Source organism: Deinococcus terrestris (assembly GCF_009377345.1).
GTDB lineage: Bacteria > Deinococcota > Deinococci > Deinococcales > Deinococcaceae > Deinococcus > Deinococcus terrestris.
The window spans coordinates 90469-103549 of sequence record NZ_WBSL01000002.1 but is presented as its reverse complement, the minus strand read 5'-3'; the positions used below and the strand labels follow the sequence as shown (position 1 = coordinate 103549).

At 68.5% G+C, this 13081-nt stretch carries 11 protein-coding genes; 6 read left to right on the top strand and 5 right to left on the bottom strand.

Annotated elements, in window-relative coordinates:
* Window positions 1-77 precede the first annotated feature (77 nt).
* Window positions 78-776: a site-specific integrase gene (locus tag F8S09_RS06635; protein WP_152870404.1), complete on the bottom strand. Its 699-nt coding sequence runs from the start codon at window positions 774-776 to the stop codon at window positions 78-80.
* 69 nt (window positions 777-845) lie between these two features.
* Here F8S09_RS06635 and F8S09_RS06630 point away from each other — a divergent pair, with 69 nt between their 5' ends.
* From F8S09_RS06630 to cas6, 3 genes are read left to right on the top strand one after another with little or no spacing between them, the layout of a single operon-like run.
* On the top strand, window positions 846-1751 hold the full coding sequence (locus tag F8S09_RS06630) for a hypothetical protein (RefSeq protein WP_152870402.1): 906 nt from the start codon (window positions 846-848) through the stop codon (window positions 1749-1751).
* A gap of 26 nt (window positions 1752-1777) precedes the next feature.
* Window positions 1778-2095 (top strand): hypothetical protein, encoded by a 318-nt coding sequence (locus F8S09_RS06625; RefSeq protein WP_194165252.1) that lies wholly within the window; start codon window positions 1778-1780, stop codon window positions 2093-2095.
* A gap of 1 nt (window position 2096) precedes the next feature.
* A complete protein-coding gene (gene cas6, locus F8S09_RS06620; RefSeq protein ID WP_152870398.1) occupies window positions 2097-2882 on the top strand; it encodes a CRISPR system precrRNA processing endoribonuclease RAMP protein Cas6 in 786 nt (261 codons plus the stop codon).
* Between the two features lie 112 nt (window positions 2883-2994).
* Here cas6 and F8S09_RS06615 read toward each other — a convergent pair whose 3' ends face one another.
* Together F8S09_RS06615 and F8S09_RS06610 are read right to left on the bottom strand one after the other, a co-directional pair.
* The gene (locus tag F8S09_RS06615; RefSeq protein ID WP_152870396.1) at window positions 2995-3936 is read right to left on the bottom strand and encodes an aldo/keto reductase; all 942 of its coding nucleotides are present in this window, start codon (window positions 3934-3936) and stop codon (window positions 2995-2997) included.
* Between the two features lie 395 nt (window positions 3937-4331).
* Window positions 4332-4805, bottom strand: a complete 474-nt coding sequence (locus tag F8S09_RS06610; protein WP_152870395.1) for a hypothetical protein — start codon at window positions 4803-4805, stop codon at window positions 4332-4334.
* A 312-nt stretch (window positions 4806-5117) separates the two neighbouring features.
* Between F8S09_RS06610 and F8S09_RS06605 the strand changes: the two genes are divergently transcribed.
* The 3 genes from F8S09_RS06605 to F8S09_RS06595 all read left to right on the top strand — a co-directional run bounded on the left by F8S09_RS06605 (window position 5118) and on the right by F8S09_RS06595 (window position 8974).
* Window positions 5118-8171 (top strand): ATP-binding protein, encoded by a 3054-nt coding sequence (locus F8S09_RS06605; protein ID WP_152870393.1) that lies wholly within the window; start codon window positions 5118-5120, stop codon window positions 8169-8171.
* 138 nt (window positions 8172-8309) lie between these two features.
* Window positions 8310-8555 carry a type II toxin-antitoxin system Phd/YefM family antitoxin gene (locus F8S09_RS06600; RefSeq protein ID WP_152870391.1) on the top strand — a complete coding sequence of 82 codons (246 nt, stop codon included), beginning with the start codon at window positions 8310-8312 and terminating at the stop codon, window positions 8553-8555.
* Window positions 8555-8974, top strand: a complete 420-nt coding sequence (locus F8S09_RS06595) for a type II toxin-antitoxin system VapC family toxin (protein WP_227978544.1) — start codon at window positions 8555-8557, stop codon at window positions 8972-8974. Before F8S09_RS06600 ends, F8S09_RS06595 begins: the two co-directional genes overlap by 1 nt.
* A gap of 626 nt (window positions 8975-9600) precedes the next feature.
* Here F8S09_RS06595 and F8S09_RS06590 read toward each other — a convergent pair.
* Complete coding sequence (locus F8S09_RS06590; RefSeq protein WP_152870387.1) at window positions 9601-11496, bottom strand: amylo-alpha-1,6-glucosidase; 1896 nt, start codon at window positions 11494-11496, stop codon at window positions 9601-9603.
* A gap of 45 nt (window positions 11497-11541) precedes the next feature.
* Window positions 11542-13074, bottom strand: a complete 1533-nt coding sequence (locus F8S09_RS06585) for a carbohydrate ABC transporter permease (RefSeq protein WP_152870385.1) — start codon at window positions 13072-13074, stop codon at window positions 11542-11544.
* Window positions 13075-13081: the final 7 nt, after the last annotated feature.

Genomic DNA, 13081 nt, shown 5'->3' with positions numbered 1-13081 from the left:
GCACTTCACGCCGTAGGGGCACCATGGGCGCGGCTGCGGCGGCTCGGCCGACACCGGTCTGGAGCGTGGGCCAGAGGTCAGTCGCCCGTGCTTTCGGCCTCCACCCCACGGCTGGGGGCCTCATCCTTGTTGCCTGTGCCCCCGCTGTAGATGCCGAGCCCCACCCGCCGCGCCTCCCGCTGCCCCTCCAGCACGTGCGTGTATTTGCGCAGCGTCACCGAGGCGTCCTTGTGTCCGAGAATCTCAGCGACAAGGGGAAGCTCGGTGCCCGAGGCGAGCATGTTGGACGCGGCCGTGTCCCGCAGGTCGTGAACGCGAATCAGGGGCAGTTTCGCTACCTCGACGTGTGTCTTGAACACGCGGGCCAAGTTGCTCGCGCTGATGGGCGTGCCGAGGGTGGTTGAGAACACCAGGTCATGAGCCTGCCAGAAGTCCTCGGCGGTGTCCCGCTCTTCCTGCTGCCTTTGCCGGTGCGCCCTGAGAATGCTGACCAGGTCAGGCCCGATGCGAATTGTTCGGCGCGAGTCCCGCTTGGGCGGGCCGAAGTGGTTGTTGGCAGACTTCGCTGTTTCCACGTACTGCTGCTCGACGCGCACCAGTCCCTGTTCGAGGTCCACGTCCTGCCAGCGCAGCCCCCGCACCTCACCGCTGCGCATGCCGGTCGCCAGCAGCACGCAGTACAGGGCATGCTCCCGCGTGTCCCGGGTGACCTTGAGAAAAGTCTGCACCTGGTCGGGCTGCCAGACGCCGAAGCGGGCCGTTTCCACCCCTGGCATACCCCGGATGGTTCCCCGCAGGGTCCGGCGCTGGACCTGCTGGACGCCCTACTCGCGGCGGGGGTGGCCGTGACAGAAGTGGTGGTGGCCTGGACGCCGGGCGCCGACAACACCCGGAGTCCCGGCTGGCAGGGGGGCTACGACGGACAGAAAACGGCGTTGGTGCAGCATCTGCGCGGCCGACTGCCGGGCCTCCGGGTGCGCGAGGAGCCGCTGCGTGTCATGCGCCCGAACTCGGGCAGTGAGCTGCTTCCGGCGGTCGCGCAGATGCTGGAACGCTACCGGCACGGGGGGCGGGTGCTGCACGTCAACACCTCCAGCGGCACCCCGCAGATGCTCGAAACCCTGAAACTGCTGCGCGGCACGGGTTGGTTCGCGCAGGGGCAGGTCACGCTCTGGCAGGTGGACCACCCCGAGCATCGCCAGTCCGGCCACCCCCATCACTACGAGGCCACGACGCCTTTTCTGGAAGAAACCCTGAGGCTGGCGGGGGCTTTCGCAGCCCTGCGGCGCTTTGACTTCGCGGGGGCGCAGACCGAGTTCGAGGCCCTGGCCGCTCAACCCCTGGGACTGCCAGAGAGGGCGCGGGGCGTGGCGGCGCTGGCGAGGGTGGCCGAGGCGCTCTATCTGCTCGACGCCCGCGACTTCGTGGGGGCGAGGCAGGTTCTCGGCGGGCTGGAGGTTCACATCCCGCCGCTGGACGCCCTGCGGGAACTGGTCGAGGGAGGCGCGGGGCAGGACACGGACGCCCTGGTGTGGCTGACCTGGGGGCGGTACGACCGCGCCGCCGAGCAGGAGCGGGTTGCAGACGCGCTGATCTGGGCGACGATCTTGCAGGAAGTCATGGTGGCGCAACTGCTGCCGCTGCATGGGCTGAGGCCCACTGAGCAGAGGGTGCGGGGTCGCCAGGTCGAGCTGTTCGAGGCCCCCCGGAGGTGCTGGCCCGGGTCCGTGCCCAAGCGCCGCACCTCCTGAGCAGCGACGGCCACTTTCTGGACGTCATGTGGCTGGATCGGCGCCTGGAACTGCTGCGGCTGCCCGCTGTGCAGGCGCGGGTGAATGTGGATGACTTCGACGGGAACTACCGCAGGAATGCGCAGCTCGCCCAGGTGCGTGCCTGGCGAAACCAGATTGTCCACAACGCGGCTCTCGGCAACGTCGATGTGACGGAGGTGGACGACGTGGTGCGCGGGTTGCTGGCGGCTTTCCCATTCGGTGCGGACTGGGCGCAAAACTGGGTCAGGGAGCCGGAACGCTGTCCGGTATCGGCCGCGTCTCTCAGCCGCCTGGTCACCGACCTGCAAGGCTGGTTGGGCTGACATGCCCGCCCTGCTGGAAGTGACGCTGGGCACCACGGCCCCCCGGCCGCGCGGGCTGCTGGGTGTGCCGCTGCACGGGCTGGTCTTCGCGGCCCTGGAGCACCTGAACCCCGGTCTGTCCGCGCACCTTCATGCGGCGGAGGTCAAGCCCTTCCGGGTGGGGGCCGCGCAGTGGCAGGACGTGGAGGGCGGGGCGGTGGTGCGCTTCTTGCTGGGCGCGCTGGCCGACGACCTCACCGACGTGCTGCTGGAGGCTTTCACTCCCGGCGGTACACACGGCGACGAGAACGCGACCCTGTGGGGCGAGGTGCTGGACGTGGAAGTGCTGGCCCGCGAAACCTACGCGGCGCTGTACGCCCGGCACGCGGGGGGCACGTCGGGCCGGACCATTCACCTGCGCTTCGTCACGCCGACGACCTTCCAGGCGACCGGACTGGACATGCCGTTCCCGGTGCCCAAGACGGTGTTTTACGGCCTTCAGCGCCGCTGGGAGGCATTCAGCGACCTGCGCTTCGGAGAGGACCTGAACGGCTGGGTGGGACGGGCGGTGCGCGTGCAGGACTTCCAGTTGCGGCCCCGGTCGGTGTACTTCAAGGGAGTCCGGGAGGCCGCCCTCAGCGCCTGCGTGGGCGAGGTCCAGTTCACCCTCGCACGGCCCGGCGACATCGAACCCGCCTTCGTGCGGCTGCTGGCCGATTACGCCAACTTTGCGGGGGTCGGCTACAAGACCACCTATGGCCTGGGCCACGTGGAGGCCTGGGGCTGGCGGGAGCACGCCCGGGAGTAAGGGTCTGGTCCTCAGGTGCGGCCCTCACTGCGAGTCTGATCACCCCACGCGGCTCAGGTACCTCACGCCTACTCCGCAACTCCAGCCCCAGGAGCCGGAAGCCTCTGACCGATCAGGCCGAGGTGATGCGGCCCACCTCCGCGAGCTCCTCCGAGGTCAGCACCCAGCCTGCCGCCGCGACGTTCTGGTCGATCTGCTCGGGCCGGGTCGCCCCGGCGATGACGCTGCTTGTGAGCTCGTTCGAGAGCAGCCAGCTAAAGGCCAGTTCCAACAGGGTGCGTCCCCTGGTCTGGGCGAACTGACGCAGGTCTTCCACCACCTGCCAGTTCCGCTCGGTCAGGTAGCGGTTCTGCGCACCCTCCGATCCGGTAATGCGGGCGCCTTCGGGGAGCGGCTGCCCCGCCTGATACTTCCCGCTCAGCAGGCCGCTGGCCAGGGGGAAGTACGGCAGCAGGCCCAGGCCCAGGTCACGCATGGTCGGAAGCAGCTCGTCCTCGAGGCCCCGCACCAGCAGGCTGTACTCGTCCTGACAGGCCGTGAAGCGGGTCAGGCCCAGCCGCCGCGCCGCCTCGTCCGCGGCCCGCACCCCCGCCGCGTCCATGTTGGACACCCCCACGTGGCGCACCAGACCCTCCTGAACCAACTCGTCCAGAGCGCCGAGGGTGTCCTCGATGGGGGTCTCCGGATCGGGGCGGTGCAGCTGGTAGAGGTCGAGGTAATCGGTGCCGAGGCGACGCAGGCTGGCCTCCAGGGCCTGGCGGACATAGGCGGGCTTCGCGCCCTGAAGCTGGCCGCTGTCATCCATTGGCAGACCGAACTTGCTGGCGAGCACAATCCCCGCGCGCTCTGCCCCGAGGGCCTTGCCCAACATCGTCTCGGAGCCGCCCCGGTTGCCGTAGATGTCGGCGGTGTCGAAGAGGGTGATGCCCCGGTCGAGGGCACGTCGCACGACGGCGTCGGTGGTGGCCTGGTCAAGGCGGCCACCGAAGTTGTTGCACCCGAGGCCGATAACAGAGACCTGGAGGCCGGAGTGACCCAAGACGCGCGTTTGCATGGGAAGCATCCTAAGGGGGTGAGCTTTCGTCAGGGCAGCCCCGGCGCTTCTTATGACCAGGCGGCCCATCACAAACCCCGGCGTGGGCAACGTATTCACCCCCTAGACCTATGGGCAGGGGTAGGGCGGCCGCGCGGCTGGGTTCCCAACCCGTCATCCGCCCTCTAAGTTCGTTAAGGAGGGGAAGTAAACGTGACTTGCGGCGAAGGTCAACGTGAGCAGCAGCGCGGTCGGCAGCAAGAAGGTAACGGACGGCCCGGCCAAGAGCCATTGTGAGCAAGGCGACTGCCCCGGGCCTCCGCGTGGCCCTAGGGAGCGCGGAATGCCAGCGGGGGCGGGCCCGGGTACTGGCCCCGTCACGCCAAGCAAAGGACGCTCATGGCGATCTGGGAGCTTTACTTACGGTTGACGGTAGCGTAGTCCTTAAAGAACTGCTCTAACAGCAGTTCCGTCGTCTGGCTGACCCTCGCGGGGTACAGGTTCATCGGAAGCGTGTCAGTCAGGGTTCTGCTGTAGATGGTCACCGCGTAAGAGAATTTGTCGGCCATCCTCATTACGTCGAATGAGACCAAATAGGAAACGTAGGGCGAGCCGATGGGTTGCCTTAGGGGGTCGAAGATGAATAAGGCAGCGGCCTCGTTAGGGGCCAGAGCGGTCAAGCCTTTCGTACAGATCGGCAGGCGCACGCTGTATTTCTTTTCTAGGACCGGAATCAGCTTGAGCGCCTGAATATTGATCTCGGAACTGGGTCCAAGAGGGTAAAGGCATACCGACATGCCCTTGAGATTGTCCCTCGGCACCTGGGCATGGGCGGCGGTGGCCACGAGAGCGGGAGCGAGCATCAGAGTGTATAAGAGGATTCGTTTCATGAATATCTCCGGCGAAGGAGGCTTCTTGTTCCGTTCCAGGCCACGCTGTCACTCCGCAGGCGGTCGAGGACGTTGAACAGCCACTCGCTCATGCAGCCCTGGAGCTTCATAGGCTGACCCTGCGCGGTTGAAAAGCGATACAGGACGTGCAGTGCAGTAAGCAACCGCTTGTTCATGGATTCCTCCGAGGGGTGGGGCAAGGTCCCGATGCCCCCTGTGCGTGAGCCTGCCCCGGACGGCGTGAGCGGGGCGTGAGCGGCGGGCGTCAACTGCGTGCAGGCGGCTCCCTGAAGCCGCTTACACTGCCGACATATGCGCCTGAAAACCTTCGGCGGGCCAGCTCTGGAAGGAACAACCTTCTCGCGCCCCAAGAGTCTGCTCCTGCTCGCCTACCTCGCGGCCGAGGGCGGGGGCAGCCGGGCGCACCTGCGGGAGCTGTTCTGGCCGGACGTCTCGGATCCAGCGGGCAACCTGCGCTTTGCGCTCTCGCAGATTCGGGCGGCGTGGCCAGAAGCAATTCGGGAGGAGGGCGGACAGCTTCACCTGGGCATCCCCTCAGACGTCTCGGAACTGCTTCACGCCTTCCGGTCGGCCCCAGAGCAGGTGCCCATGCTCTACCAGGGGGCTTTCCTGGAGGGCCTCCGGCTGGACTGGAGTGCCGAACTGGAAGACTGGGGGCTGACCATGCGCGAGCACCTGGCCGGACAGGTGCGCACCCATCTGATCCGCCAGGCGGCTGAACGGCACGGGCAGGGGAAGTCGGATGAGGTCTCGGCCCTGCTCCGGCAGGCGTGGCGTCTGCCCGGTGCCAGGCCCCTCGACGCCGAGGAGCTGCAGGCCCTCTACGCGCTCGCAGCCCTGACCGGAGACGAACTGGCTGGCCCGCTGCGGCAGGAGGCCCGGGAACTGGAGGTGCCGCTGGAGGTCACGTCGCGGCCTGCGGCCCTGGCCCCGGTCCCCTCCCCTCCGGGGGCGCTGCCCCTTCCGCCGACCAGCTTCGTGGGGCGGCAGGAGGAACTGCGCGAACTGCACGCCCTGCTGGACGACCCGGACACCCGGCTGCTGACCCTGCTGGGACCGGGTGGAACCGGCAAGACCCGGCTGGCCCTGGAACTCGCCCGGGGGCGCCCAGGGCCGCCCCCCGTTTACGTCACCCTGGAGACGGTCGCCACACCGGACCTCGTGCCGGGGGCCGTCGCCCTGGCCCTGGGCCTGAAGCCCTCGCTCGCGCAGGGCACGCTGGACCTGCTCAAAGAAGGCATCGGGACTCGGCCGCTGCTGCTGATTCTCGACAATTTTGAGCAGGTCCTAGAGGCGGGGGCACCGCTGGCCGGGCTGCTGGACGCCTGTCCAGGGTTGCAGCTGCTCGTCACGTCCAGGGAGCGGCTGGGACTGCCTCAGGAGACCCTCTATCCGGTGGGTGGCCTGGCCCACGCTGGCCCCGACTCGGAGGCGGCGCAACTGTTCGTGAGCCGGGCGCGGCGGGCCAATGCCCGCTTCCGGCCCACGCCAGACACCCTTCCGGTCATCGCCGAAATCTGCGATCGGCTGGAAGGCTCACCGCTGGGCATCGAACTCGCGGCGGCGTGGGTGCGGTCGCTTCCCCCCGCACAGATCGCGGCGGAGCTGGCCCTGGGCCCCGAACTGCTGGAGGCGGGAGAGGGAAAAGCGCGCCGAGGCCTGAGGACCGTCTTTGAGCAGTCCTGGGCCAGGCTGTCCGGCGAGCAGCAGCGGCTGGCGAGCGCCTTGAGCGTCTTCGCGGGGGGCCTGACCCGGCTCGACGCGGCGGCGGTCGCCGGGGCCACGCTGCGCCCCCTGCTGGCGCTGGTGGACGCCGCCTTCCTGCGGGTGTCGGGAGACGGGCGCTACGCCCTGCACCCGCTGCTGAGGCACTTCCTCCGGCAGAGGCTCGCGGCGGACGTGGAGCGGGAGGCTGCGGCCGAACGTGCCCACGCCGCGCACTTCACGGGCCGGGCACTGGACGCCTGGACGGACTTTTACGGGGGCGGCCGCCCCGGCGGTCAGGAACGGTCTGCCGGGTGGGGCCGCGAGGAGTACGCGAACCTCCAGGCGGCCCTGGGTTATGCCGAGCGTCACGGCCGTGCCGAGCAGGCCCTCGACCTGACCCGCTTTCAGTCGGGAGAGTGGATCAACCGTGGCCTGATGCGGGACGGCATAGAGAGGCTGGACCGGTTGCTGGAGGGGGCCAGCGATCCTGCCAGCCCCAGCACACGCTGGGGCTGGCTGACCCGCGCCCAGTTGCAACTCAACCTGGGGCAACCCGGCCCCGAGCTGACCCATGCCCTGGACCAGGCCATCACGCTGGCGCGGCAGGCGGGAGACGGGGCGTGTCTCTCGCAGGCCCTGAGTGGACGGGGCCTGCTCTGCGCCTATGGGGGCGACTTCAGCGCCGCCCGCGAGCACCTGCACGAAGCCGAGCGGGTGGCCGCGGACGCCGACTTTCCCTATGGTCAGGCCGCCGCGCTCGTCAACCTCGGTGCGGTCGCCAATCACCTCCATGACCTCCCTGCCGTCCGGTCACACCTGGAACGGGGGGTGGCCCTCGCGGGGGCTCACGGGTTCGACAGTCTGGAGGGGGGAGCCTCCCTCTTACAGGCAGAGGCGCTGCTTACCCTGGGGGACTACGCGTCGGCCGAGCGGGCTTGCCTGCGGACGGAGGCCCTATTTCTGAGGCTGAACCGGCAGCACGATCTCGGCTTCGCCTACCTGATGCTGGGGATCGCGGCCCTGTGGAAGTGCGGGCCGTCCCAGGCCAGGGCACAGGGCAGGCTCGACGAGGCCCAGAAGTGGCTGTCACGAAGTGCCCAGCTGCTGGAGCGCGGCTCGGTGGGGCAGAAGATGGACCTGCTGCGCCCAGGCCAGGGAGACGTTCTCCTGGGTCAGGAGGCGTGGCCGGAGGCCCAGCTTCACTTTCAGCAGGCCCTGGACACAGCGCAGGGCGAGGATGACACGGCCACCATGATGAACGCCCATCACGGGCTGACGCGGGTGGCCCATGCGCAGGGACATTTCCCCACAGCCCTGGAGCACTTCCGGCAGATGCTGTCTCTAACCTCGCATTACATCGCGCTGCTGGTCGGCTTGGAGGGGGCGGCAGCGACCGTCAGCCGCCTCGGGGGGCCTGACGTCGCCGCCCGCGTCTGGGGCGCCACCGCCGCCTTCCGACAGGAGCACGCCGTGCCGGTCCCACCCTATTTCCGGGAGGGTCTTGACCGGGAGCAGGCGCTCGCGCGTGAGCGCCTGACAGAGGAGAGCTTCAACCAGTTGCTGAGCGCTGGTGGCGCCACAGAGCTCGGGGCGGCGCGCGAGCTGCTGCTGAACTGGCAGAGCGTAGGCGTGAGGTAGGAACAGTGAGCTTCTGGCACCGCAGCCCTTCCATAGAACTCGCGCTACCCAAGGCGTCGTTATGGTGGAACGACCCACCGTGCAGCAGGCAGGTCTTAGAATCAGCTCGACTGGTCAGTACTGGTCAGGAGGGCGACCATGAAAGAAGCCTGGAAATTGCAAGATGCCAAGGCCCGCTTCAGTGAGCTGGTGGATGCGGCGCTGAAAGAAGGGCCGCAAACGGTCACCCGGCGCGGACAGAAGGCCGTCGTGGTGGTTCCCTATCAGGAGTTCGTGCGCCTGACCCAGGCCGAGACGACCCTGGACGACGCGCTGGCGGGCGCACCGGAAGAACTCGTCTTCGAGCGTGACCGCACACCCGTTCCTGCCGTCACGCTCGAATGATGTACTTGCTCGACACCAACGTCGTCAGAGAGCGCAGCCGGCCTCAACCCGATGAGCGCGTCCGGGCCTGGCTGCGAGCGCACCGCGTCGGGGAAACCTACCTCAGTGTCATCACCCTAGCGGAACTCGAGCAGGGCATCCTGCGCCTGGGAGACACCCGGCGGGGGGCGGCCCTGCGCGAGTTCCTGAGTGGCGTGGAGGTGCAGTTCACGGGCCGCATCCTGCCCATTGACCGGGCGGTGGCCCGCATGTGGGCGGCCATGACGGCGCAGGCGATCTCGGCGGGTAAGCCGCTGGGCTACGCGGACTCGCTGATCGCGGCGACGGCCTTGACCCATGGCTTGACCGTCGTAACCCGCAACGTGACCGACTTTGAAGCCGCGCAGGTTCGGGTCGTCAACCCCTGGGAAGGGGCCTGAGGGACTGCGTTCCAGCCTCCTCCCGGGGGCCTCACCCTGCCCCAAAGTGCCACAGTTTTGCCACAGTTGGGGTGGAAATCTCTGGAAAGGGGCGGTCATTGGCGGTACACTGCCGGTGGAAAACACGCTCTGGTGGGCGTTCTTGGAAGGGAGCGGAAAAGGGCGGAAATGGCCGAGACCTATTCGTAATCAGTAGATCGTCGGTTCAAATCCGACCTCTGGCTCCAAACAGGTTCACCCAGTACGTCTGGGTGAGCTTTTTTTGTCTGCCTGTGATGCCCCCTGCGGTCCCCACAGCGGCCGCCTATGACCCCCCCCCTCCAAAATCAGGTGAACTATAGGGAGGAACAGTCAATCTCGATCACAGGGAGGAGGACGGCGCGGAGGACTGGAAGCGGCGCGGCTGGGCGAAGAATCGGCGGCCAATGACTCGACCTTCCTGGGACAGCCGGGTTTCATTTCGCTTCAGGGAGGCCAACACCCGCCTCCCACCCCAAGGAGGCCACCTGCCTCTCGCGGCTCCTCGTGCTGCGGTGGGGTCCATCCCGTCCCACAAGCCCCGAGGTCCTGTAGGAACGGGGGGCATCCAGCCTCCCTGTGTTACGTGAACCCCCCGGCCCCCCGACCTATTTACGCCATTCGTGGAACTCGGGTTGCTCCTGCCTGCTTCCCTGCACAGCCTCTTTCCCGGTGCTTCCCGGCAGCAGGTGCGCGAGCGCGAGCGGAATTGCGGCGTCCCACCCCTGGGGGTGGCAGGCGGCCGGGTAGGGCACCGGCGGGCCACCGTCACGGGGAAAGCCCGCCAGTAGCTCGCTGAGGCGGTGGTCCGGTGCCCAGCGGGCCACGTCGAACAGGGCGCGGGCGATCTGGGCCGCCTCCGCGTGCAGGCCGTAGCGCTCGAAACCTAGGGCGGCGGCGGCGGTGTCGTGCGGCCACACGCTGCCATTGTGGTACGAGACCGGGTTGTAGCGCGGCTCGCGCACCCCCAGAGTGCGAATCCCCCAGCCGCTCCACAGCTCCTCGCCCAGCGCGGTGCGGGCGACTGTCGGCGCGAACTCGGGCGGGATGATGCCGGTCCAGAGCGTGTGGGCCGGGTTGGAGACGAGGACCCGCAGGGGCCGCTTGTCCCCATTCAGGCCGTGGACGTAATAGCCGCGCTCGGGCCACCAGAAGGCCCGCTGAAAGGTGTCTTGCAGGGTGGCGGCGCGGGCTTCCCACTCCAGGGCACGCCCGGACTCGCCCAGGTCCCGGTACATCCGGGCGGCGGCGAGGAAGGCGGCGTAGGCGTAGCCCTGCACCTCGATCACCGCGACGTGGCCGCTGACATCCTCCCCGTCCTCAGTGAAGGTGGAGTCGCCGCTGTCTTTCCAGACCGCGTTGGTGATGCCGCCGGGGTCGGGGGTGTACTCGATCAGGCCGTCCCCGTCGGGGTCGCCGAAGGTGGTCAGCCAGGTCAGGGCCGCCTCCCAGTGGGGGCGCAGCTCGGCCGCGAGTTCGGGGCGCTCCCGGCTGAGTTCGCCCACCAGCCACACGAAGAGGGGCGTGGCGTCGGCGGTCGCGTAGTAGGGGCGGTGCGGGGTGCGGCCCAGCCGGGTGAGTTCGCCGGTCCGTTCCTCGTGCAGGATCTTGCCGGGCTGCTCCAGGGTGACGGGATCAAGGTTGGTGCCCTGCCGGGCCGCGAGGTACCGGGCGACCGTCACGGCGAGGTCGGGGAGGTGCCGGTGGGTCAGCAGGGCGATGATCAGGCTGTCGCGCCCGAAGGGAGCCACGAACCAGGGCAGACCCGCCGCCGGAAAGGGACCCGCCTCCGTCTGAAAGCTCAGGCTGCGCAGGTCCTGCACGCTGCGCTCCAGCACCCGCTGGTCGCGGGGATCGGGCAGGGTCAGGGGCACGGGCAGGGCGGCGTACTCGCGGGCCAGGGCGTCCGGGTCCCCTGCCGTGGGCACCTCGTCCCCCTGGAGAAGAAAGACGCTGACCTGCACGTCGGTGTCCTGATCCAGCTCCCAGTTCAGCGCCTCGCCGTCCCAGGTGGGTTCGGGAGTCGCCTGCACCAAGGCGCGGCAGCGCAGGCCGTCCCCGGCGGTATAGGCGAACTCGACCCCTCCCGGCACCGGGCGGGTTCCGACCTCACGGGGGCCGACACCGCCCGGCCAGCCGCGTACCTCGAACATGTCGGCGAAATCGGCACCCAGGCGCAGGCTCAGGCGATGGGTGCCCGGCTGGTACAGGGTGATCCGCAGGCGGTCGCGCACCTCGGTCCCGGTGAGGGTCAGGTCGCGGGTGATCCCGACGTGCATGGTGTAGCCCACGTCCGCGTTGGCCGACTGCTCGTGCAGCCAGAAGGGCCAGCGCTCATGCTGCACCAGGGGCTGCGGGCGCTCGCCGCCGAGCCGCCACTCGTAGCGGCACAGAAAGCGGGTGTCGCGGCGGTAGAGGCCACTCTCGCCCTGGGCGACCTGATGCTGCTGGTCGCCGACGAGGTACAGGTCGTTGTCCTTCAGGACGGTGCGGGTGCTCAGCATGGGCCTCTTTCAGGGGTGGGAGCGGGAAATGAGAGGGAGGAAGCCTCAGCCCTTGACGGCACTGTCGGCTCCGGTGTCCACGAAGTAGCGCTGAAAGATCACGAACACGATGATGACCGGAATCGCGCTGAGGACCGCGCCCGCCAGGATCAGGCCGTAGTCGCCCTGCCCGCCGTACAGCTCGCGGAAGTTCGACAGGCCGACCGTCAGGGTGAAGCTGGTGTTCTCGCGCAGGATCACCAGCGGCCAGAAGAAGTCGTTCCAGGCCCCCTGAAACTGGGTGATCGCCAGCGCGACCAGGGCTGGACCCGCCTGCGGCAGCATCACCCGCCAGAAGGTCGTGAAGGGACCGGCGCCGTCAATGGCCGCCGATTCCTCGAGTTCACGCGGCATGCCCTCGAAAAACTGCTTCATCAGGAAGACGCCCGCCGCCGCGACCAGCCCGTTGAACCACAGCCCCCAGAGGTTGAGCAGCCCCAGGTCGTTGAGCAGCACGTAGTTGCTCACCAGATTGACCTGGGCAGGCACCATCTGCGCGAACAGCACGAAGGCCAGGAAGATCAGTGTCTTGCCGGGAAAGTGCAGCCGCGCCAGCGCGTACCCCGCCAGCGAGCAAAAGACGATGGCCGCCGCGACGCGCAGGAAGGCATAGAAAAAGGTGTTCAGCATCCAGGTGAAAAAGAGGCTGCGCCCGGTCGCGGGGTTGGCCGTCTCGTTGAAGGCGCGGCGGTAGTTGTTGAAGGTGTAGCCCAGGATGCCCGGCGTCACGTTGCGGTAGGCCAGCGACCGCCCGAAGTTCTGCTCGTCGGAGGGCGGCAGCGTCCCTTCCACCACCGCCTGCCCGCGCTGCACGTCGATCTGGAGGGGCGTGCGCTCGAAGATAGGCCCCCGCAGGAAGTAAGTCCCGCCCCGCTCGACCACCTCGACCGGCTGGTACTGCGACAGGGTGTACTGCACTGCCTGGGCCTCGGGGGTATCCAGTGTGAGGGGCACCGTCCGGCCATCCTCCAGGGTCGCGGTGAGGCGGTCGCCGGGGGCGCCGAGTTGCCCGGTCACGACTCGCCCGGCTTGCTGGGTCAGCGCCGGGTACTCCACCGTCACCCGGTAGGAGCGCACGTCGCCGCTCGTGCCTGTCGGCGTGAGCGAGAGCCGGGCAAAGTCGCGGGCTTGCGCAAAGCGGGCAATGCTCACCAGGCTGACCGGCTGGTACGGAAACAGCGCGGCGGCAGGCGGCGTCGGCGGCGTGCCCCCCGGCGAGCGCACCTGCACATCAAAGGTGACCGTGCGGCCCGGATACAGCCCGCCCTGCCAGCCCCCGCCGCCGCCCTGCACGCCCAGGTCGTAAGCCGCGCCGATGTACTGGGCGCTGAGCTGCGGGATGATTAGCCGGGGCGGGTACTCGTTGGGGTCGTCCTTGAAACTGCTCAGCACGCCCATCAGGAAGGGTCCCAGGAAAAAGAAGCTCATGACCAGCATGAAGGCGTAGAGCCACGCGGCCCGTGCCCAGCGGCGGCGGGCCAGCCAGCGCTCGCCGGTGTCGGCCACGCGGGCGCGGCGCGGTGCGGGAAGGACGGTCATGGTCGCC

Excerpts from the sequence above, each read along its gene's own strand:
- F8S09_RS06635 (WP_152870404.1), bottom strand. The coding sequence starts at position 776 with ATGCCAGGGGTGGAAACGGCCCGCTTCGGCGTCTGGCAGCCCGACCAG.
- F8S09_RS06625 (WP_194165252.1), top strand. The coding sequence starts at position 1,778 with ATGTGGCTGGATCGGCGCCTGGAACTGCTGCGGCTGCCCGCTGTGCAG.
- cas6 (WP_152870398.1), top strand. The coding sequence starts at position 2,097 with ATGCCCGCCCTGCTGGAAGTGACGCTGGGCACCACGGCCCCCCGGCCG.
- F8S09_RS06615 (WP_152870396.1), bottom strand. The coding sequence starts at position 3,936 with ATGCAAACGCGCGTCTTGGGTCACTCCGGCCTCCAGGTCTCTGTTATC.
- F8S09_RS06610 (WP_152870395.1), bottom strand. The coding sequence starts at position 4,805 with ATGAAACGAATCCTCTTATACACTCTGATGCTCGCTCCCGCTCTCGTG.
- F8S09_RS06605 (WP_152870393.1), top strand. The coding sequence starts at position 5,118 with ATGCGCCTGAAAACCTTCGGCGGGCCAGCTCTGGAAGGAACAACCTTC.
- F8S09_RS06600 (WP_152870391.1), top strand. The coding sequence starts at position 8,310 with ATGAAAGAAGCCTGGAAATTGCAAGATGCCAAGGCCCGCTTCAGTGAG.
- F8S09_RS06595 (WP_227978544.1), top strand. The coding sequence starts at position 8,555 with ATGTACTTGCTCGACACCAACGTCGTCAGAGAGCGCAGCCGGCCTCAA.
- F8S09_RS06590 (WP_152870387.1), bottom strand. The coding sequence starts at position 11,496 with ATGCTGAGCACCCGCACCGTCCTGAAGGACAACGACCTGTACCTCGTC.
- F8S09_RS06585 (WP_152870385.1), bottom strand. The coding sequence starts at position 13,074 with ATGACCGTCCTTCCCGCACCGCGCCGCGCCCGCGTGGCCGACACCGGC.